This window comes from Reyranella sp., assembly GCF_965229815.1.
In the GTDB taxonomy this organism is placed as follows: Bacteria; Pseudomonadota; Alphaproteobacteria; order Reyranellales; family Reyranellaceae; genus Reyranella.
On record NZ_CBDDJN010000006.1, the window covers coordinates 2187051 to 2207695 of the forward strand.

20 protein-coding genes are annotated in these 20645 nt (G+C 70.1%); 7 read left to right on the forward strand and 13 right to left on the reverse strand.

The genetic code is table 11. The annotated features are described in order from the left end of the window. Positions 1-24 precede the first annotated feature (24 nt). On the forward strand, positions 25-897 hold the full coding sequence (locus ACO073_RS21690; protein WP_422000210.1) for an S-methyl-5'-thioadenosine phosphorylase: 873 nt from the start codon (positions 25-27) through the stop codon (positions 895-897). Positions 898-1001: 104 nt separating this feature from the next. Here ACO073_RS21690 and mtnN read toward each other — a convergent pair whose 3' ends face one another. Continuing rightward, positions 1002-1763: a 5'-methylthioadenosine/S-adenosylhomocysteine nucleosidase gene (gene mtnN / locus ACO073_RS21695; RefSeq protein ID WP_422000212.1), complete on the reverse strand. Its 762-nt coding sequence runs from the start codon at positions 1761-1763 to the stop codon at positions 1002-1004. A 6-nt stretch (positions 1764-1769) separates the two neighbouring features. Here mtnN and cysQ point away from each other — a divergent pair, with 6 nt between their 5' ends. From cysQ to ACO073_RS21715, 4 genes are read left to right on the forward strand one after another with little or no spacing between them, the layout of a single operon-like run. Beyond that, positions 1770-2603: a 3'(2'),5'-bisphosphate nucleotidase CysQ gene (cysQ, locus tag ACO073_RS21700; protein WP_422000214.1), complete on the forward strand. Its 834-nt coding sequence runs from the start codon at positions 1770-1772 to the stop codon at positions 2601-2603. After that, the gene (locus tag ACO073_RS21705; RefSeq protein WP_422000216.1) at positions 2600-3568 is read left to right on the forward strand and encodes an L-threonylcarbamoyladenylate synthase; all 969 of its coding nucleotides are present in this window, start codon (positions 2600-2602) and stop codon (positions 3566-3568) included. Before cysQ ends, ACO073_RS21705 begins: the two co-directional genes overlap by 4 nt. Positions 3569-3591: 23 nt before the next feature. Beyond that, positions 3592-5061 (forward strand): FAD-binding oxidoreductase, encoded by a 1470-nt coding sequence (locus ACO073_RS21710; RefSeq protein ID WP_422000218.1) that lies wholly within the window; start codon positions 3592-3594, stop codon positions 5059-5061. Beyond that, positions 5058-6497, forward strand: a complete 1440-nt coding sequence (locus ACO073_RS21715) for an FAD-binding oxidoreductase (protein WP_422000219.1) — start codon at positions 5058-5060, stop codon at positions 6495-6497. Before ACO073_RS21710 ends, ACO073_RS21715 begins: the two co-directional genes overlap by 4 nt. A 147-nt stretch (positions 6498-6644) precedes the next feature. Here the strand turns inward: ACO073_RS21715 and ACO073_RS21720 are convergent, their stop codons facing one another. The 6 genes from ACO073_RS21720 to ACO073_RS21745 all read right to left on the reverse strand — a co-directional run bounded on the left by ACO073_RS21720 (position 6645) and on the right by ACO073_RS21745 (position 12117). Then, positions 6645-6935 carry a hypothetical protein gene (locus tag ACO073_RS21720; RefSeq protein ID WP_422000221.1) on the reverse strand — a complete coding sequence of 97 codons (291 nt, stop codon included), beginning with the start codon at positions 6933-6935 and terminating at the stop codon, positions 6645-6647. Beyond that, the gene (locus ACO073_RS21725; protein ID WP_422000222.1) at positions 6932-7798 is read right to left on the reverse strand and encodes an isocitrate lyase/PEP mutase family protein; all 867 of its coding nucleotides are present in this window, start codon (positions 7796-7798) and stop codon (positions 6932-6934) included. Before ACO073_RS21725 ends, ACO073_RS21720 begins: the two co-directional genes overlap by 4 nt. A gap of 119 nt (positions 7799-7917) precedes the next feature. Next, positions 7918-8469: a glycine zipper domain-containing protein gene (locus ACO073_RS21730; protein ID WP_422000224.1), complete on the reverse strand. Its 552-nt coding sequence runs from the start codon at positions 8467-8469 to the stop codon at positions 7918-7920. Further along, complete coding sequence (locus ACO073_RS21735) at positions 8466-10430, reverse strand: protein kinase domain-containing protein (RefSeq protein ID WP_422000226.1); 1965 nt, start codon at positions 10428-10430, stop codon at positions 8466-8468. Before ACO073_RS21735 ends, ACO073_RS21730 begins: the two co-directional genes overlap by 4 nt. Before the next feature lie 10 nt (positions 10431-10440). After that, a complete protein-coding gene (locus tag ACO073_RS21740) occupies positions 10441-11334 on the reverse strand; it encodes an FHA domain-containing protein (RefSeq protein ID WP_422000228.1) in 894 nt (297 codons plus the stop codon). Between the two features lie 9 nt (positions 11335-11343). Then, positions 11344-12117, reverse strand: a complete 774-nt coding sequence (locus ACO073_RS21745) for an enoyl-CoA hydratase/isomerase family protein (protein ID WP_422000229.1) — start codon at positions 12115-12117, stop codon at positions 11344-11346. A gap of 87 nt (positions 12118-12204) precedes the next feature. Between ACO073_RS21745 and ACO073_RS21750 the strand changes: the two genes are divergently transcribed. Beyond that, the gene (locus tag ACO073_RS21750; RefSeq protein ID WP_422000230.1) at positions 12205-13995 is read left to right on the forward strand and encodes an acyl-CoA dehydrogenase; all 1791 of its coding nucleotides are present in this window, start codon (positions 12205-12207) and stop codon (positions 13993-13995) included. Between the two features lie 155 nt (positions 13996-14150). Beyond that, complete coding sequence (locus ACO073_RS21755; protein ID WP_422000232.1) at positions 14151-15236, forward strand: cytochrome P450; 1086 nt, start codon at positions 14151-14153, stop codon at positions 15234-15236. Between the two features lie 134 nt (positions 15237-15370). Here ACO073_RS21755 and ACO073_RS21760 read toward each other — a convergent pair whose 3' ends face one another. The 6 genes from ACO073_RS21760 to rpsK form a co-directional block, all read right to left on the reverse strand. Beyond that, positions 15371-16393, reverse strand: coding sequence for a CobW family GTP-binding protein (locus ACO073_RS21760; RefSeq protein ID WP_422000234.1), 1023 nt, complete (start codon positions 16391-16393; stop codon positions 15371-15373). After that, positions 16390-18015: an amidohydrolase family protein gene (locus ACO073_RS21765; protein ID WP_422000235.1), complete on the reverse strand. Its 1626-nt coding sequence runs from the start codon at positions 18013-18015 to the stop codon at positions 16390-16392. The genes ACO073_RS21760 and ACO073_RS21765 overlap by 4 nt, the downstream gene beginning before the upstream one ends. 103 nt (positions 18016-18118) lie before the next feature. Continuing rightward, entirely contained in the window at positions 18119-18586 is a 468-nt protein-coding gene (locus ACO073_RS21770) for a GNAT family N-acetyltransferase (RefSeq protein WP_422000237.1), read from the reverse strand. A gap of 75 nt (positions 18587-18661) precedes the next feature. Next, positions 18662-19084, reverse strand: a complete 423-nt coding sequence (rplQ, locus tag ACO073_RS21775) for a 50S ribosomal protein L17 (RefSeq protein WP_422000239.1) — start codon at positions 19082-19084, stop codon at positions 18662-18664. A gap of 22 nt (positions 19085-19106) precedes the next feature. After that, a complete protein-coding gene (locus ACO073_RS21780; RefSeq protein ID WP_422000241.1) occupies positions 19107-20123 on the reverse strand; it encodes a DNA-directed RNA polymerase subunit alpha in 1017 nt (338 codons plus the stop codon). A gap of 105 nt (positions 20124-20228) precedes the next feature. Continuing rightward, complete coding sequence (rpsK, locus tag ACO073_RS21785; RefSeq protein ID WP_422000242.1) at positions 20229-20642, reverse strand: 30S ribosomal protein S11; 414 nt, start codon at positions 20640-20642, stop codon at positions 20229-20231. Between the last annotated feature and the right edge of the window lie 3 nt (positions 20643-20645).

The window sequence follows — 20645 nt, forward strand, 5'->3', positions numbered from 1 at the left end:
ACCAAGGCCAGCAAGGAGAGGCACATGACGGTGTTGGGCATCCTGGGGGGCAGCGGGCTCTACGAGATCGCGGGACTGAAAGGCGCGACGTGGCGATGCGTCGAATCGCCGTTCGGAGAGACGTCCGACGAGTTCCTCTTCGGCGAGCTCGACGGGCTGCAGCTCGTCTTCGTGCCGCGGCACGGCCGAGGCCACCGCCATTCGCCCACCTCGATCAACTACCGCGCCAACATCGACGCACTGAAGCGGGTCGGCGTCACCGACATCCTGTCGCTGTCGGCCTGCGGCTCGCTGCGCGAGGACCTGCCGCCCGGCCATTTCGTCGTCGTCGACCAGTTCATCGACCGCACCTTCGCGCGCGAGAAGAGCTTCTTCGGCGAGGGCCTGGTGGCGCACGTCTCGATGGCCCATCCGACCTGCAACCGCCTGGCCGAGATCGTGCACGACTGCGCCAGGGACGCCGGGTTTCCGATCCGCTTCGGCGGCACTTATCTGGCGATGGAAGGTCCGCAGTTCTCCAGCCTTGCCGAATCGCGCCTCTACCGGAGCTGGGGCTGCGACGTGATCGGCATGACCAACATGCCGGAGGCCAAGCTCGCCCGCGAGGCGGAGATCTGTTACGTGACCGTCGCCATGGTCACCGACTTCGACTGCTGGCATCCCGACCACGACCATGTGCAGGTCGCCGACATCGTCCGCGTGCTGCTCGACAATGCCGAGCGCGCCAAGTCGCTGGTCACCATGGTCGCGCCGCGCCTCGCGAAGGCGCGGCCCGCGCCCTGCCCCGCCGGCTGCGACCATGCGCTGGAGCATGCCCTGATCACCGCGCCGGCCGCCCGCTCGCCCGAGATGGCGAAGAAGCTCGATGCCGTCGCGGGCCGGGTGCTGAAGGGCTGATCGCGACGGTCCGGTGTCATCCCGAGCGCAGCGAGGGACCTCGAGGCAACGGGAAAGGTCCCTCGCCACGCTCGGGATGACAGTCTTGCCCGCCGCCCCGAGCGTCAGATCACCGGCGCCAGCCGGTGCGCGACCTGCGAGGCGGAGCGGGCGGCGACCGGGAGGAAGGCGCGGAAGTCTACATGGCTGTCGCTGCCGGCGAGGTCGCTCAGGCAGCGGACGTTGACGAAGGCGATGTCGTCGCCCCAGCGCCGCGCCACCTGGGCCACCGCGCCGCCTTCCATTTCGACCGCCTGGGCCCCGAAGGTGCGATGCAGGCGCTCGCGCAGCGCGTCGGCGTTCACGAAGGCGTCGCCGGTGAGGATGGCGCCGAAATGCACCGCCGGCACGCGCCGGCCGACGCCGACGGACTCCGGCAGGGCCTCGAGCGCCATGCCCGCAGCCGCCGCACGCAGGCGTGCGACCAGAGGATCGGCCAGCGGGTAGCCTGGCGCCCATTCCTGGCCCAGCGAGGGCCGGCTGCCCGGCTGGATGGTGTGGAAGCCGCCGTCACGGTGGATGCCGAAATCGTGCTGCGTGTTGCTCGTGCCGATCACCACGTCGCCGACGCCCAGCGCCGGGTCGAGGCCGCCCGCGACGCCGCACAGCAGCAGCGCCCGGCAGTCGAAGCGGTCGAGCAGCAGCGACGTCGCCACGCCGGCATTGACCTTGCCGGCGCCCGATTCGACGAACACCGCCTCGCGGCCGGCGATCTCGCCCCGCCAGAACGCCAGGCCGCCGATCTCCCGGATGTCGCCGGAGCGGTCGGACAGGTGGGCGAGTTCCTCGGGCAGGGCCGATATGACGCCCAGAAGCCTGTTTGCCATGGTCGAATGGGTTATAAGGTCGCCGCCACCAACGCAACGGATCCCGTGCCCGCTCCGCTTCCCGACCGCAAGACCCTGCTCCGCTCCTGCACCGAGTTCGCCGATCAGGCGGCGCGCGAGATCATGCGCATCTATGCCGGCGACCTCGGCGTGCGCGACAAGGCCGACAAGAGCCCGGTGACCGATGCCGATCATGCCGCCGAGGCGGTGATCGTCGCCGGCCTGCGCGCGCTCACGCCCAGCACGCCGGTGGTGGCCGAGGAGGAGATGGCGGCGGGCCGCATTCCCGTCCTCGACGACGGCCCGTTCTGGCTGGTCGATCCACTCGACGGCACCAAGGAGTTCATCAAGAGGAATGGGGAGTTCACCGTCAACATCGCCCTGGTCGAGGACGGAACCCCGACGCTCGGCGTCGTGCTGGCACCGGCCAGCGACACGCTGTGGCGCGGCGACGTCGAGAGCGGCGCCGACAAGCGCGAGAACGGCGGCGGCTTCGTCTCCATCGCCACCCGGCCGGCCCCGCCGCACGGCTTCACCGCCTGCGCCAGCCGCAGCCACGCGATCTACAGCGACCTCGACATCTGGTTCCGCAACAACAACCTCACGGTCGCCGATCGCATCCAGGCCGGCTCGTCGCTGAAGTTCTGCCTGATCGCCGAGGGCAAGGCCGACATCTATCCGCGCTTCGGGCCGACCAGCGAATGGGATACCGCGGCCGGGCACGCCGTGCTGGCGGCGGCCGGCGGCGAGGTCGTGACGACCGACGGCGCGCCGCTCACCTACGGCAAGGAAGCCTTCCGCAACCCGCATTTCATCGCCCGCAGCAAGGCGTGCCGTTGATCGTCGGTCCGACGCACGTCGAGGAGGCGGCGCGGCTGATCCGCGACGGCGGGCTGGTCGCCTTCCCGACCGAGACGGTCTACGGGCTCGGCGCCGACGCCACCAACGAGCGCGCGGTCGCGCGGATCTTCGAGGCCAAGGGGCGGCCGCACTTCAACCCGCTGATCGCGCATGTCGCCGACGCCGCCGCGGCCCGAGAGTTCGTGCGCTGGACCGCGCTCGCCGACCGGCTGGCGGCGGCCTTCTGGCCGGGACCGCTCACCCTGGTGCTGCCGCGGACGGAGGGCTCGCCGATCGCGTTGCTGGCGACCGCGGGCCTCGACACGGTGGCCATCCGCGCCCCGGCCCACCCCGTGGCGCAGGCCCTGATCCGCGCCGCCGGCCGGCCGATCGCCGGACCGTCGGCCAATCGCAGCGGCACCGTCAGCCCGACCCGTGCCGAGCACGTGGCCGACTCGCTGGGCGCACGGGTCGACCTGATCCTCGACGGCGGGCCCTGCGCCGTCGGGCTGGAATCGACGGTGCTCGACCTCACCACGCCGAGGCCGACCCTGCTGCGACCGGGCGGCGCGACGCGCGAGGCCATCGAGGCGGTGATCGGGCCGGTGGCGCTGAGCGGGGCCGTGCCCGGCGGCGACGCCCCGCGCTCCTCGCCCGGACAGCTCGAGAGCCATTACGCGCCTTCACGGCCGGTGCGCCTGCAGGCCATCGACGTAGCGGCCGACGAAGGCCTGCTGGCGTTCGGTCCGGCTCCACCGGCCGGCGGGCGGCACACGCTCAACCTCAGCCCGGCCGGCGACCTCGGCGAGGCCGCCGCCAACCTCTTCGCCATGCTGCGCGCCCTCGACCGGCCGGACGTCAGCCGCATCGCAGTCATGCCCATTCCCGAAACGGGGCTCGGCCTCGCGATCAACGACCGACTGCGCCGGGCCGCCGCGGATGACGACAAGGACCGCCGGCAGTAGGCTGCGACAAAAGCGAGGAAGCGATGCCCGATACCCTGACGCCGCCCAACATCCCGACCGCGCCGGTGACGCCCGCGATCCTCGACGGGCTGCGCGCCGTCGTCGGCGACAAGGGCCTGATCCTGGACGAGCCGGGCAAGGAGCCGTTCGTGCGCGACTGGCGCGGGACGCTGGTCGGCAGCGCCGCGGTCGTGGTGCGGCCGGCGACGACCGAGGAAGTCTCCGGCGTGGTGAAGCTCTGCCACGAGCACGGCATCGCCATCGTGCCCCAGGGCGGCAACACCGGCCTGATGGGCGGCGCCACGCCGTGGCCGACGCACAGCGGCATCGTCCTGTCGCTCGGCCGCATGAACAAGGTGATCGAGGTCGACCCGGTCGGCTACGCGATGACGGTGGAGGCGGGCTGCATCCTGCAGACGCTGCAGGAGACGGCGGCGGCCCACGACCGCTTCTTCCCGCTCAGCCTCGGCGCCCAGGGCTCCTGCCTGATCGGCGGCAACCTCTCGACCAATGCCGGCGGCGTCCAGGTGCTGCGCTACGGCAACGCGCGCAACCTCGTGCTCGGCCTCGAGGTCGTGCTGCCCAACGGCGACATCTGGAACGGCCTGCGCTCGCTCAAGAAGGACAATACCGGCTACGACCTCAAGCACCTCTTCATGGGCGCCGAGGGCACGCTGGGCATCATCACCAAGGCGGTGCTGAAGCTGTGGCCGGCGCCCAAGGACGTGGCGACGGCCTGGCTCGCGGTGCGCGATCCGCAGGCCGCCATCGAGATCCTGTCGGAGGCCCATTCGGCGTCGGAGGACAATGTCGGTTCCTGCGAGCTGATGAGCCGCGCCGGCGTCGACATGGTGATGCGTCATATTCCCGGCGTGCAGGATCCGCTCAAGGCCGACACGCCGTGGTTCCTGCTGCTCGAATGGTCGTCGTCGCGGCCGAGGACCGACGGCGCCGAGGGCATGGCCGAGAAGATGGAGCAGTTCCTCGCCGAGCAGTTCGAGAACGGCCGGGTGCTCGACGCCGTGATCGCCCAGAACGAGGCGCAGGCGCGCAACATGTGGGTGATCCGCGAATCGGTCGCCCCGGCCTCGCGCGCCGAGGGGCCCGGCCTCAGCTACGACGTTTCGGTCTCGACGTCGCGGGTGCCGGCCTTCATCGAGCAGGGGCTGAAGGCGGTGACCGACATCCTGCCCAGCATCCGGCCCTACCCGCTCGGCCATATCGGCGACGGCAACATCCACTTCTCGTTCATGGGCCCCAAGGGCATGGACCGCGAGACGCTGCGCCAGTATTCGCCGGCCATCACGCGCGCGGTGAACGACCTGGTGCGCGACATGACCGGCTCGATCTCGGCCGAGCACGGGATCGGCATCGAGAAGATCGACGAGCTGGCGCACTACCGCTCGAAGATCGAGCTCGACACGATGCGCTCGATCAAGCGGGCCCTCGATCCGAAGAACATCATGAACCCCGGCAAGATCCTCCGCCTGTGACAACAGACTTCATCGACAGACTGCGCGGCATCGTCGGCGACCGCGGCCTGGTGACCGACGAGGCGGCCAAGCACCCCTACCTCACCGACTGGCGCGAGAACTATCTCGGCGCGGCGCTGGCCGTCGTGCGGCCCGCCTCCACCGAGGAGGTCGCCGCCGTCGTGAAGCTGTGCGCCGCCGAGGGCGTCGCGGTGGTGCCCCAGGGCGGCAACACCGGCATGGTGGGCGGCGGCACGCCGGACCGGGACGGCCGCGAGATCGTGCTGTCGCTCAACCGAATGAACCGCATCCTCGAGGTCGACCCGATCGGCTACACGATGACGGTCGAGGCGGGCGTCGTGCTGAAGACGATCCAGGACACGGCCGCCGAGCACGACCGGCTGTTCCCGCTCAGCCTGGCGGCCGAGGGGAGCTGCACGATCGGCGGCAACCTCGCGACCAATGCCGGCGGCGTCCAGGTGCTGCACTACGGCAACGCCCGCCAGCTCGTCCTGGGCCTCGAGGTCGTGACGCCCCAGGGCGAGATCTGGGACGGGCTGCGGGCGCTCAAGAAGGACAATACCGGCTACGACCTGCGCGACCTCTATCTCGGCGCCGAGGGCACGCTCGGCATCATCACCCGGGCCGTGCTCAAGATCTGGCCAAAGCCCAAGGACGTCGCGACGGCCTGGATCGCCGTGCCCTCGCCCGAGGCCGCGGTGGCGCTGCTGAGCGGCGCCCACGCCGCCAGCGAGGACAACGTCACCTCCTGCGAGCTGATGGCCCGCCAGGGCATCGACCTGGTGCTGAAGCACGTTCCCGGCGCCGCCGACCCGCTGGCGGAACGGCACGACTGGTACGTGCTGCTGGAATGGTCCTCGACGCGGCCCCGCCGGCCCGGCGCCAACCAGACGGGGCTGGCGGAGAAGATGGAAGCCTATCTCGGCGAGGCGCTGGAGAAGGGCCTCGTCCTCGACGCCGCGCTGGCGCAGAACGAGGCGCAGGCGCGGGCCTTCTGGGCGCTGCGCGAGAACCATTCGGAATCCCAGAAGCGCGAAGGCCCGTCGATCAAGCACGACATCTCGGTGTCGGTGAGTCGCATCCCGACCTTCATGGAAGAAGGCCTCGCGGCCATGAAGAAGGCCCTGCCCGAGTGCCGCCCGGTGCCGTTCGGCCATGTCGGCGACGGCAACCTGCACTTCAACTGCCAGGCGCCCGAAGGCTGGGACAAGCCGCGCTTCATGGCCCATGCCGAGGCGATCTCGGGTGCGGTCTACGACCTCGTGGTGGCCTATGGCGGCTCGATCTCGGCCGAGCACGGGATCGGCCAGATGAAGGTCGAGGAACTGGCGCACTACCGCTCGCGGATCGAGCTCGACACGATGCGCGCCATCAAGCGGGCGCTCGATCCGGACAACCTGATGAATCCCGGCAAGATCCTCGACCCGTCGGCCTGAGTCCCGCCAGGCTGCGGGCCTCCGGGCCCGCTCAAATTCTGTCGTCCTGAGCGTAGCGAAGGACCTCATCGCCGACTGCAGGCGGCATGAGATCCTTCGCTGCGCTCAGGATGACAAGAGGCGCGCCTGGAGGCCGGCAGCCCAAGACTAGCGCGGCACGTCGTCCTTGCGGCGGTCGACGATCTCGTACTGGACGTCGATCACCTTGCGGTCCGGCCGGCCCGGCGGCTCCCGCACCGGCCGACCGGTGAACAGGCCGGCCAGCCACTGCCGGGCCTTGAAGGCCAGGATGACCACCAGAACGACCGCCGCCACGCCGGCAATCAGGGCGAAGCCCAGCGTCGCCAGGACGACGAAGCCGATCAGGCCAAGGATCGCCTGCAGCCAGACCCGCGCGGGCAGGCGGGCCAGCATCTCGAGGAACTGCTTTGCGTTCATGAAACCCAGCGCTTCTCGAAGTCCCACACCTCGGGAAATCCCATGAGCTCATGCATGCCGCGATATTGTGGCACTTCGATGCCCTTGCTCGTGCCCTTGTCCTTGAGATAGGCCCAGGCCTCCCGCATGGCCTCTGCGGCAACGCTGAAGCCGAGTCCGGGATAGATGGCGAGGTCGAAGCCCCATTTCTTCAGCCGGTCGACCTCGACGCGCGGCGTCTTGCCGAACTCCACCATGTTGGCGAGCAGCGGCTTGCTCACCTCGCGCCCGATCCGCTCCAGTTCCTCCTCGGTCTCGGGCGATTCGACGAAGATGATGTCGGCGCCGGCCTCCTCGTAGAGGCGGGCGCGGCGCAGTGCCTCCTCCAGCCCGTGCGCGGTCCGGGCATCGGTGCGGGCGACGATCAGCGTCTCCTCGTGGCGCCGTGCATCGACGGCGACCCTGAGCTTCGTCGCCATCTCCTCGGCCGGCACGACGCGGCGGCCGGGCGTGTGGCCGCACTTCTTGGGCATCTCCTGGTCCTCGATCTGGATCGCCGCGACCCCGGCCGCCTCGTAGCCGCGCACGGTGCGCTGGACGTTGAGCAGCCCGCCGTAGCCGGTATCGGCATCGGCGATCAGCGGCGTCTTTACCACCGAGCAGATCATCTCGGCGCGGCCGACCATGTCGGAGTAGGTCGCGAGGCCGGCATCGGGCAGGCCGAGCATCGACGCCGTGGCGCCATAGCCCGTCATGTAGAGGGCGGGGAAGCCCATGCCGTCGGCGACGCGCGCCGAGATGCCGTCGTAGATGCCCGGCGCCAGGATGAAATCACCCTTCGCCAGGAGCGCGCGCAGTTCTGCCGCCTTCGGATTGCCCGCCATGGATGTCCCCTCTCCTGCACTGTCGGTCGGGCGCCATTGCGCCCGACCCGGGCCGATATCGCAAGAGCGGCGCTCCGCCGGCGGCGGATCGGCGGCCCGCGCGGCCGCCGGGAGCCGGCCTAGACCGAGACCGGCTTCAGCTCATTGGAGCCCGAGGCTCTGCAGAACGTCGTCGTCTCGGTCGTCGTCTGGCCGTTCTTGGTCGCGGTCAGCTCGATCGGGCGGCAGGTGCTGCCGTCGGCCCGCGTCGAGGGCGCCGCGACCGGCTTGGCCGCGACCACGGTCGGCGGCGGCGCCGTTCCGCTCGTCGGCTGGGTCGGCGCGACCGTGTACGTGGTGGGCACGTTGGTCTCGGCCACGAAGGCGTTCTGCGTCGCCTGGGCGAGCCGCGTCCGCTCCTGCTGGTCGAGCGCGCGGCCCACGAGGTTGCCGGCCAGCGCGCCGACGAGGGCGCCGCCCACGATGCCGCCGGCCGAGCCGAAGGCGAGCCCGCCGACCGTCCCGCCGACCGCGGCGCCCAGGATCGTGCCCATCGTCTGGTTGGAGGGACCGCCGCTGTCGCTGGTGGTGCAGGCGCTGGCCAGGCCGAGGGCCGCCACGATGCCGACCAGCCGCATGGCGATCCTGCGACCAGCCGTGCGCCACGGCATCGGGGCAATCAACGCAGTCATTTGGTGCATCTCCGTTTGTACTCGAGAACGTTCACTCTACCCCAAAGCGCCTGTTTTCGACCACGGGCATCGTCCTCGGCGTCGGCATAGGAGCGTGGCGCGTCGCAGGACGCCAGGAGCAGCCCGTTCTTGACCAGCGCCAGGGCGAGGTCGACACGGTCCGAATCGGGGACGTCGGCCAGGGGCGGCTTGGCGTCCAGGGGGGTGATGAGGCAGCGATAGAGGGGCGTGCCGTCGGTCAGCCGGTCGGTCTGCCGGCAGCGGATGTCGCGCGGCTGCTTGGCCAAGGCGTCGACGCCGACCTTCAGGAGCGCCGGGTCGTTCACGATGTCGACGCCCTGCAGCCGGACGTCATCGGCATGGTCCTTGAGCCCGATCATCATCAGCGACTTGCCGAAATGCGCGAAGGCGCCGGAGACGAACTCGACCTTCTTGCGCGCTTCCTCGACCGCCTTGCGCCGCGCCTCGGCCTCCTCCTCGGCCTTGCGCCGCGCGTCATCCTCGGCCTGCTTCTGGGCCGCGATCTCCTTCTCGATCTTGCGCCGCGTGTCTTCCTCGAACTGCTTGCGGGCGGCCGCGTCGGCCTCTTCCTTCTGGCGGCGGGCGGTGGCCTCGGCCTCCTCCTTCTGGCGCTGGGCGGCGGCATCGGCCTCAGCCTTCTGGCGGCGGGCCGCGGCCTCGGCTTCCTCCTGCTGCTTGCGCGCCGCGGCTTCCTGCTCCGCTTTCTGGCGCTGCTCGTTCTCGGCGCGCAGGCGGGCGGCCTCCTCCTCGGCCTGCCGCCGCTTGGCCTCCGCCGCCTCGGCGGCGGCACGCGCCTTGACCATCTCCGGATCGGGCCCGCGCGTGGCCATCGCGTAGTACCCGCCGCCCCCGGCCAGGGCCAGCAATGCCACGGCCACGGCGATCCACGTGCCCGTTCGCCGGGCCGGCGGCGCCGATACAGGGGGCGCGGCAGGCGGTGGCGGCGCCACCGGTGGGGCCGGGCGCGTCTCGGCTGGCGGCGGCGCCCCGGCGCCCAGCACCATCGTGGCGTCGGCGGCCGGCGCCTCCGCGAGGCCCAGGATCGGGCGCCAGCCGGCGATGCTCTGCGGACGGTCGCGGGCGGCCACCGCGAGCCCGGAGTCGACGCCCGCCAGCACGCCCGGCGGGAAGCCCGACGGCTTCAGCCTGGCCAGCGGCTCGTAGGTGTCGTCGAGCATGCGGTCGAAGGCGCTCGGCGGCACCTTGCCGGCGATGGCGTGATAGAGCGTGGCCGACAGGCCGTAGATGTCCGTCCACGGCCCCTGCTTGGCCGAGGTCATCTGCTCGGCGGCGGCATAGCCGGGCGTGAAGATCGCCGTGAGCGCGGCGCTGCGGCCGGCCATGGCCGCGCGCGAGGCGCCGAAGTCGATGAGGGTCGGGTTGCCGGTGGCGTCGAGCAGGATGTTGGCCGGCTTGATGTCGCGATGCAGGAAGCCGGCATCGTGGACCTGCTCCAGCCCGTTCAGCAGCGGCCAGAGGATGCGGTCGACCTCGTCGGCGGTCAGCTTGCCGTTGCGTGCGATACGGTCCTCGAGCGTCTCGCCGGCCAGCAGCTCCATGACGATGTAGGCGGTGCCGTTGGCCTCGAGATAGTCGAACACCTGCACGATCGCCGGCACGCGGTGCAGGCTGGCGAGCGTCCGGCCCTCGGTGACGAAACGGTCGCGGCCCCAGCCGAAATCGTCGGCCATCTTGGTGGTCCGCGGCAGCACCGTGGCCCCGTCCTGGCGGAAGGCCAGCGCCGAGGGCAGGTACTCCTTGATCGCCACCTCGCGGCCGAGCTGGATGTCGCGCGCCCGGTAGGTGATACCGAAGCCGCCCTGGCCCAGTACCGCCACGATCTCGTAGCGGCCGATCGTCTGGCCGGGCTGCAGGGCGACGTAGTCGACGTCGGGAACCGCGCCCGGCGCCGCGCCGGAGAACTGGGTGGGATCGGACACCGGACGCTTCCTAGAGCTGGCGCACGAGGAGTTCGACGTCGCCCAGCCGCAGCTTGCTGCCGGCATGCAGCGCCAGCGGTTCGCCCGCCTTCAGCGACTGCTCGCCGAGGCGCGTACCGTTGGTCGAGCCGAGATCCTCCACCTGCAGGGCCTCGCCGGCGATCCGGAGCCGGGCGTGCCGGCGCGACACGGTGGGATGGGCGACGATGAAATCGCACTGGTCGGCGGCGCGGCCGATGACCATGCCGTCGGGACGGCCCATCAGCTTGTCGAGCGCCACCTCGAACGTGTGCTTGTTCTTGGTCGAATCCGTGCCCTCGAAGCGCAGCGTCACCTGCGGCACCATGCGCGTCGTCGTCCCGACGGGCAGCGCCGCCGCCCGCGACTGCCGGACGTGGAAGATCTGCACGGCGCGGCTCACGTTCTTCAGCTGGTGCTCGCCGCCGTCGACGAAGATGTACTCGACGCGCAGCTCGACCAGGTCGCGCACCGCGCGCGACACCGCGATGCCGCCCGGCTCGGCCATGGCCTGGATGCGGGCGGCGAGATTGACGCCGTCGCCGAAGATGTTCTGGTCCTCGTCGTCGACGATGACCTCGCCGAGATGGACGCCGATGCGGAACAGCATGCGCTGCTCGGTGTCGAGCGCCTCGTTGAAGCGCGCCATGCGTTCCTGGATGTCGAGTGCGGCGCCGACGGCGGTCACGGCCGAGCCGAACTCGGCCAGCATGGCATCGCCGGCGGTGCCGACCAGCCGTCCGCTCGACGCCTCGATGGCCGGCCGCCAGACGTCGATCTGCGCCGACTTCAGGTGCCGGAAGGTGCGGGTCTCGGCGCCCTCCATCATGCGCGTGAAGCCGGCGAGGTCGGCGTGCACGATGGCGGCCAGTCGGCGCTGCATCATCGCCGGGGCCTAGCGCCCCTTGAAGGAAGGTTGGCGCCGCTCGCGCAGCGCGGCAAGGCCCTCGCGCAGATCGTCCGACGACGCGCATTCGCGCATCGATTGCCGGATGGAGGCCACGTCGGGCTCCGCCTGTGCATACTGCTCGATGGCACGCTTCATGTTCGCCATCGAAAGCGGCGCCAACGTGGCAAGGCGGGCGGCGACCTCGTCGACCTTGGCGGCGAAGGCTTCCCGCTCGACCAGCCAGTCGAGATAGCCGACGGCCAGCAGGTCGGTGTCGGAGAAGTCCTCCGAAAGCAGGAAGGCCCGCTTGGCGAAGCTCGGGCTGACCTTCTGGGTGTAGCGGCGCAGACCGCCGGGATAGTAGTGCAGCCCGAACCGCGCCGCCGGCATGAAGAAGCGCATTCCCTTCACGCCGAGGCGGAAGTCGCAGGCCAGCGCCAGGTCGGTCGCGCCGCCATAGACGCCGCCGTTGAGCGCGCAGAGGGTCGGCATGCGCATCGCCTCGATGCGGTCCATCACCGTCTCGAAGCCGCTGTCGCGCTGGCCGTTCGACGGCTTGTCGCCCGCCGGGATGGAGCCGAGATCGTAGCCCGAGCAGAAGGTCTTCTCCCCGGCGCCGGTGATGACGGTGGCCCGGACGGCCGGGTCGGCGTCGGCGGCCTCGACCGCCTCCCTGAGCAGCGCCAGGCCCGCCGGGTCGAGGCGGTTGTGCTTCGCCGGGTCGTTGAGGGTGATCGTGGCGCGCGGCCCGTCGATAGACAGCAGTACGGTATCGGTCATGGGAGGCGAAAATAGCCGAGCCGGTCGCCAAAATCGACCTACAGCACGTTCCGTTCGGCTGGCATATTGCGGCCCGGAGGAGAGCCTATGACCTATACCGCCCCGCTGGCCGACATCCGTTTCGCGCTGCGCGAAGTGGCCGGCCTGCACGGCGTGGCCGCCCTGCCCGGCTACGAGCATGCCACCGAGGACACGGTCGACGCCGTGCTGGAGGAGGCCGCCAAGCTGGCCGGCAACGGCCTGGCGCCGCTCAACCGCGAGGGCGACAAGGTCGGCGCCCGGCTGGAGAACGGGGTCGTCCGCACCGCCCCGGGCTTCGCCGGCATCTACAAGGAGTTCGTCGACGGGGGCTGGAACTCGCTGCCCTTCGACCCAGCCTTCGGCGGCCAGGGCATGCCCTGGCTGCTGGCGGTGACCGTCCAGGAGATGTGGCAGGCGGCCAACATGGGCTTCGGCCTGGTCCTGCTGCTGAACCAGGGGGCGATCGACGCCATCCATCATCACGGTTCGGAGCCGCAGAAGGCGACCTTCCTGCCCAAGATGATCTCGGGCGAATGGACCGGGACGATGAACCTGACCGAGCCCCAGGCGGGCTCGGACCTCGGCCAGCTCAAGACCCGAGCGGTGCGCGACGGCGACCATTACCTGGTCACCGGCCAGAAGATCTTCATCACCTACGGCGAGCACGACATGGCCGAGAACATCGTGCACCTCGTCCTGGCGCGCACGCCCGACGCGCCGGCCGGGGTGCGCGGCATCTCGCTGTTCATCGTCCCGAAGTTCCTGGTCGGCGAGGACGGCAAGCCGGGCAAGCGCAACGACCTGCGCTGCGTGTCGCTCGAGCACAAGCTCGGCATCCATGCCAGCCCGACCTGCGTGATGTCGTTCGGCGACGATGGCGGCGCCGTCGGCTACCTGGTCGGCGAGGAAGGCCGCGGCCTGTCCTACATGTTCACCATGATGAACAATGCCCGCCTGTCGGTCGGTATCCAGGGCCTGGCGATCGCCGAGCGCGCCTACCAGCAGGCTGCCGCCTTCGCCAAGCAGCGCGTCCAGTCCAAGGACGACGGCAGCCCCCAGCCGCAGCCGGTGTCGATCATCCACCACGCCGACGTGCGGCGGATGCTGATGACCATGCGCGCCCAGATCGAGGCGATGCGGGCGCTGGGCTACTACACCGCAGCCGGCATAGACGGCGCATTGAAGCATCCCGACCGCACGGCCGCCCGCAAGACGCAGGACCGCGTCGACCTGCTGATCCCGATCGTCAAAGCGTGGTTCACCGACCTCGGCAACGAGATCGCCTCGCTGGGCGTGCAGGTCCATGGCGGCATGGGCTTCGTCGAGGAGACCGGCGCCGCCCAGCACCTGCGCGACGCGCGCATCCTGCCGATCTACGAGGGCACCAACGGCATCCAGGCGCGCGACCTGGTCGGCCGCAAGGTCGCCAAGGACGGCGGCGAGACGATGCTGGCGCTGGTCGCCGAGATGAGGGCCACGGCCAAGGATATGGAAGCAGCGCCGGGCGACGATCTGGCGGCCATCCGGACCGGCCTGTCGGCCGCCGCCGATGCCCTGGAGGACGCGACGCGCTGGGTCGCCCAGTCGGTCAAGGGCGAGCTGGTGGCGGCGCTCGCGGGCTCGGTGCCCTTCCTGCGGCTGGCCGGCACCGCGCTGGGCGGCTGGCTGCTGGCCCGGGGCGCCCTGGTCGCCCAGGGCAAGCTCGCCGGGCGCGACGGCGACCCGGCCTTCCTCGAGGCCAAGGTCGTGACCGCGCGCTTCTACGCCGAGGTGATCCTGCCGCCGGCCCTGGCCCAGCTCGGCCCGCTCAAGGCCGCCGGCCGCACCGTCTTCGCCTTGCCGGAGACGCAGCTCTGACGGCGGGCCTGGTCGAGCTGCCGGCGGACGAGGCCGAGGCCTTCGCCCGCCGCTTCGACCTCGCCCGGCTCGAGCCGGCCTTCCTCGCCGATCCCTTCCCCTACTATCACGCGCTGCGCCGCTTCGCGCCGCTGAAGCGCCTGCCCGACGGCAGCGTGTTCCTGTCACGCTACGCCGACATCGCGGCCTGCTACCGCGACCCGCGCATGAGCTCGGACAAGAAGGCGGAGTTCGGCCCGAAGTTCGGCGAGGGCTCGCCGCTCTACCGCCATCACACGACCAGCCTGGTGTTCAACGATCCGCCCCTGCACACGCGGGTGCGCAGGCTCCTGGCGGCGGCCTTCACGCCGCGCTCCCTCGCCGCGCTGCAGCCGCGCATCGAGGCGGTGGTCGACGGGCTGCTCGACGCCCATGCCGGGGCCGGCCGCATGGACCTGGTCGAGGACTTCGCCTTCCGCCTGCCCGTCGAAGTGATCTGCGACATGCTGGGCGTGCCGGCCAGCGACCGCGCGCCGTTCCGGCGCTATTCGCTGGCGATCCTGGGCGCGCTGGAGCCGGTCGCGGGACCGGAGCGGCAGCGTGCCGGCAACGAGGCGGTGTCCGAGTTCTCGGACTACCTGACCGGACTCGTGGCCGAGCGGCGGCGACGGCCGGCCGACGACCGCGACGTGCTGGGCGCGCTGATCCACGGCGAGGTCGACGGCGCGCGCCTGTCGCCCGACGAGCTGGTCCAGAACTGCATCTTCCTGCTCAACGCCGGCCACGAGACGACGACCAACCTGATCGGCAACACGGTCGACGCGCTGCTGCGCTTTCCCCGCGAGCTGGCCCGCCTGCGGGCCGATCCCGGGCTGCTCCGGACCTGCGTCGAGGAGGGGCTGCGCTTCGAAAGCTCCAACCAGCTCGGCAACCGCCGGCTGACCGTCGACCTGGAGCTGGGCGGCGAGCGGCTCGCGGCCGGCACCTACATCCATATCGGCATCGGCGCGGCCAACCGCGATCCGGCGCAGTTCCCCGCCCCCGACCGCTTCGATGCCGGCCGCGACCCGAACCGCCACGTCGCCTTCGGCGCCGGCGTCCATATGTGCCTGGGCGCGGTGCTGGCGCGGCTCGAGGGCACGATCGCCATCGGCCGCCTGGTGTCGCGCTTCGACGGGCTGGCGCGCGACGGTGCCCCCGAACGCGGCGGCCGCGCCCGCTTCCGCGGCTTCAACAAGTATCCGATCGCCTGGGACGCGTGATGCTCGTTCTCCCGAATGCGCCGGCATGACTTGAGGTCGATCAAGGCACCTGCCGATGCAGGGCATCCAAAGACACACCAGCGCCGGCGCCAGGTCCGGAAAGGCGCTGCCGACCGTTCTCCTCCGCGTCCTCGTCAGGCCAGCGGGCGACCGAGCGCGGCCGTCCGCGGCACGGACGCCGCTTCGCTCCACGGCGAGAACACGAACAGGCCGACCGGCGCCACGGCCTCCAGCTCGGCGGCCTGCAGGTCGCGGGCGATGATCACCAGGAAGGCCTGCGTCTCCGCCCGAGAGGGGCCGAACGGCCGAGGCGGCGAGAAAACCGAGCCGACGCTCTGCACCAGCACGGGACGGTCGATCCCGGCGACCTGCACCAGGCCCTTCAGCCGAAGCAGACGCTCGCCCAGCGCACCGGCGAGATTGTCGAGCCAGGCCGCCAAGGCGTCATAGGCGAGCACGCCGGTCGGGCGCGCCAGACGCACGCCGACCCGGGGATGCTCCGCCTGGACCGCGACGGGCAGCGGCACGGGAATCGGCGCGGCATTGCCGAGCGGCGCGAAGGCAGCCGACACCGCGCAGGCACGATCGGCGGTCGCCACGATCTCCGCCATCGGATTGACGCCGGCGATCTCCGTCGCGGCGCGCGCCAGGCCCTCCGGCGATACGGAATCGACCTTGGTGACGACGATGCGGTGGGCCGCCGCCCATTGCGCCGCCGCCTCCTCGAATCCGGCCACGGACAGGCCGCGTGTGGCGTCGTAGGTCGCGAGCACCGAGACGCGCAGGCGATGAGCCGCCAGGCTCGCCAGCTGGCGCAGCACCGGGCTCGGCATCGACAGGCCGCTGGTCTCCAGCACGATCCGGCACAACGGACCCGTGGCATCCGGCCGTTCCGCCGTCAGCAGCCGGTCGATCGTGAAAGCGAGGTCGCTGCCCGCCTGGCAGCAGATGCAGCCGTTGGACAGCATGGCGATCGGTGTGTCGTCCCCTTCCTGCCGCAGGATCAGGCCGTCGAGACCGATCTCGCCCGCCTCGTTCACGATGATGGCGGTGTCGTGAGCCTCGGGGCCTTCCAGGAAGTCGCGCAGCAGGGTCGTCTTGCCCGAGCCCAGAAAGCCGGTGAGGACGACGAATTCCGGTCCCGGCGCGACGGTCACTCGGCCGCCTTGCTCTGCTGCGCCGAAAAGCGGGCCGGCACATCCTCCTCCCAGCTCGCCTTCACCAGCTCGCGGACGTCGGCCAGCAGCTCGGCGGTGTCGTAGATCACTCCGTCCTTGATCGTGTACTTCAAGCCTCGATGCCATTCGACGGAATTGGTCGCGTCGACGAAGCGCATCGCGCCCGTGCCGTAGAGCAGCTTGAAGTCGGTGAGCGGATTGTGGTCGTGGATCAGCACGTCTGCCAGCTTGCCGACCTCGAGCGTGCCGATCTCGTCCGAAAGGCCACACAGGGCGGCGCCCTGCGACGTCGCGGAGCGGACGACCTCGAGCGGGTGAAAGCCCGCCTCCTGCAGCAGCTCGAGCTCGCGCACGTAGCCGAAGCCGAAGATCGAGTAGATGAAGCCGGAATCGCTGCCTGTGCAGACGCGGCCGCCGCGGTTCTTGTAGTCGTTGATGAACGCCATCCAGAGCCGGTAATTCTCCTTCCACTCGACCTCGTTGGTGGTCGACCAGCGGTACCAGTAGGAACCATGCCCGCCGCGCTGGGGCGTGAAATAGTTCCACATCGACTTCCAGGTGTAGTCCTTGTGCCAGTCGGCCTGGCGCGCGCGCATCAGGTCCCGGTTGGCGTCGTAGATGGTGAAGGTCGGCACGAAGGTGAAGCCGATCTCGAGGAATCGTTCCAGCACCTCGTTCCACCTGGCCGAACCCGGCTCGGCGCCCTGTCGAAACATCTGGCCGGACACGGAGAAGCGGAAATATTCGTCGTTGTAATCGTAGTCGAGCGGGAAGTGCTGGACGATCCGATCCTCGAACAGCGCCTCGGGCAGGCCGTAATAGTGCTCGGCGCTGGTGAGGCCCCACTTTGCGGTCGTCAGCGCATTCATGCGCGTCACCGCCATCTGCGCGTGGTGGCACCCGGAGCGGAGGCCGAGCTTGCCGCATTCGTCGAGCGCCGCCTCCATGATGGCCGGCGGCGCACCGAAGAACTTCACGCCATCGGCGCCGCGCTCCTTGAGGCTGCGCAGCCAGACACGGCCCTGGTCCGGCGTGTGGATCGTCTTCAGCATGTCGTTGACTGCCGGGAAGTAGGCGTAGGCCAGAAGTCGCGGCGCCGCGATCGTGTTCTCGGCCGAACGCCGCTTCTGGTCGAGCATCCATCCCAGGCCGTTCATCGAGCCCATCTCGCGAACGGTGGTCACGCCGTGCGCCAGCCAGAGCTTGTAGACATAGTCGACCGGAGGCACCCAGCCGTTCGCTGCATGGTAGGCGACGCCGGCATGGGCGTGGCAGTCGACGAAGCCGGGCGTCACCCACTTGCCGCGGCAATCGATCTCGTGATCGCCGGGCGGAACCCTGTTGGCGGCCGTCGAGAGATTGCCCGTCACCTTCTTCATCAGGGTGATCCGGTTGCTCTCGATCACGATGTCGGTCGGCCCGATCGGCGGGGCGCCGGTGCCGTCGATCACCGTGGCGCCGCGCAGCACCAGGCGCTTGAAGGGGCCGACGCCGCGGTCACGGGTGGTCGCCGCCGTGACGGCCGGCTGGCCTGCCTTGGCCCGGTAAGCCGCCAGCTCGTCGCCGGCGAGCGGCGTGGAGGGGATCCGGGAATCGGTCATGGTCTGGCACCTCAGGGTTGGCGTGCCGGTCGGCCGCCGATGCGTGGCGGGCCGCAGGATGACGACTTTGACGACAGCCGCAAGAGCGGCAGCGGTGCGCCCGCTAGTCGAGCGGCTTGACCATGAAGACGCGGGGATGGGCGTCCAGGCCGTGCGAAGGCAGGCCGCGGCGCACGATCTCGAACCCGTGGCGGCGATAGAGGCGGATGTTGCCTTCGGCCATCTCGGCCGTCTCGAGAGACATCTCTGCGAGGTCGGCGGCACGCGCGATCTCTTCCAGGTGCTCGAGGAGAAAGCTGCCGACCCCGGTTCCCTGACGCGTGGGCGCGGTGCCGAGACGATCGATGTAGAGGCCCGTCTCGCGCCGTGCCGTGGCGGCGACGCCCGCGATCTCCTCGCCGTCGATTGCCAGCCAGACGTCGCCGCGCGCGATGGCGTCGGCAAGGAAATCGTAGTGGTTCGGCATGATCTCGCGGCCGAGATTGCGGATGTAGGGCGTGAAGGCCGATCGCAGGATGTGCTCGACCGCGTCCCGCTCCGCCGGAAGTGCCGTCCTGACGATCAGCCCCATCGCCCGTTCCTCCTCCCCCAAAAGGAAAACGCCCGGTCGATGACCGGGCGTTCTCGAATTCCTGCCGAAAGAGGCCTACGCCGCTTCCTGCTGCTCGACCGGCTCCGCCGACGGGCCCGAATCCTGGCCCTTGGCGGCGGTGTCGCGCTCGACGAACTCGATGACAGCCATCGGCGCGGCGTCGCCGAAGCGGAAGCCCGCCTTCAGGACGCGCAGGTAGCCGCCCGGCCGCTTGGAGTAGCGCGGCCCCAGCGTCGTGAACAGCTTGTCGGCGATGTAGGGATCGCGCAGGTAGCCGATCGCCTGGCGGCGCGCATGCAGGCCGCCCTTCTTGCCGAGCGTGACCAGCTTCTCGACGATCGGACGCAGGTCCTTCGCCTTGTGCAGCGTGGTCGTGATCTGCTCGTGCTTGATGAGGGCACCGGCGAGGTTGGAGAACATCGCCTTGCGATGCTCCGCCGTGCGGTGGAACTTCCGACCGCGATTTCCGTGACGCATGACCTAATCCCTTCCCACCGGCCTAGTACGGCTCTTCCAGCCGCTTGGCCATCTCTTCGATGTTGTCCGGCGGCCAACCCGGGATCTCCATCCCGAGGTGCAGGCCCATGCCGGCCAGGACTTCCTTGATCTCGTTCAGCGACTTGCGGCCGAAGTTCGGCGTGCGCAGCATCTCCGCCTCGGTCTTCTGCACCAGATCGCCGATGTAGATGATGTTGTCGTTCTTCAGGCAGTTGGCCGAACGCACCGACAGTTCGAGCTCGTCGACCTTGCGCAGCAGGTTGCGGTTGAACGGGAACGTGTCCTCCGCCTCCTCCTTGCGGACCTCGCGCGGCTCCTCGAAGTTGATGAACATCTGGAGCTGGTCCTGCAGGATGCGGGCGGCCAGCGCCACCGCATCGTCGGGACGGGTCGTGCCGTTGGTCTCGACCGTCATCGACAGCTTGTCGTAGTCGGTGACCTGGCCGACGCGGCTGTTCTCGATCTTGTAGGAGACGCGCTTGACCGGGCTGAACACCGAGTCGATCGGGATCAGGCCGATCGGCGCGTCTTCCGGACGGTTGGCCGAGGCCGGGATGTAGCCCTTGCCCGTGGCGACCATGAGCTCCATCGAGATCGAGGCGCCGTCGTCGAGCGTGCAGATCAGGTGCTTGGGATCCATGATCTGGACGTCGCCGGGCAGCTCGATCATGCCGGCCGTGACCTCGCCGGGGCCGACGGCGCGCAGGTACAGGCGCTGCGGGCGGTCGCCCTGCATCTTCACGGCCATGGCCTTGATGTTCAGCACGATGTCCACCACGTCCTCACGGACGCCGGGAATCGACGAGAATTCGTGCAGGACGTTGTCGATCTTGATCGACGTGACGGCGGCACCCTGCAGCGAGGAGAGCAGCACGCGGCGCAGCGCGTTGCCGAGCGTGAGACCGAAGCCGCGCTCCAGCGGCTCGGCGACGATGGTCGCGGTGCGACCCGGATCGACGCCGGCTTCGGTGACAAGCTTCTCCGGCTTGATCAGGTCCTGCCAGTTCTTCTGAAGCACGTGGGCTACCTCTCTAGACCGGTTGGTTCAGGCGAGCCGGCGGCAGCTCGCCACAACATTCCCCATGGGCGGCGGCGCGGAAGACCGCGCCGGCCGTGCCCGATATCAGACTCGACGACGCTTGGGCGGGCGGCAGCCGTTGTGCGGGATCGGCGTCACGTCGCGGATGGTGGTGACCGCGAGGCCCACCGCCTGCAGCGCGCGCAGCGCGGATTCGCGGCCGGAGCCCGGGCCGCGCACCTCGATCTCCAGCGTGCGCATGCCGTGCTCCATCGCCTTGCGGCCGGCATTCTCGGCAGCCATCTGGGCGGCGAAGGGCGTCGACTTGCGCGAGCCCTTGAAGCCCTGCTGGCCCGAGGACGACCAGGCGATGGTGTTGCCCTGCGCGTCGGTGATCGTGACGATCGTGTTGTTGAACGAGGCGTTCACGTGCGCGACGCCGGCGATGATGTTCTTGCGTTCCTTGCGACGCGGACGCGCGCCGGAGGCGGCGCCCGCGGCAGTTGCAGCCTTTGCCATGGT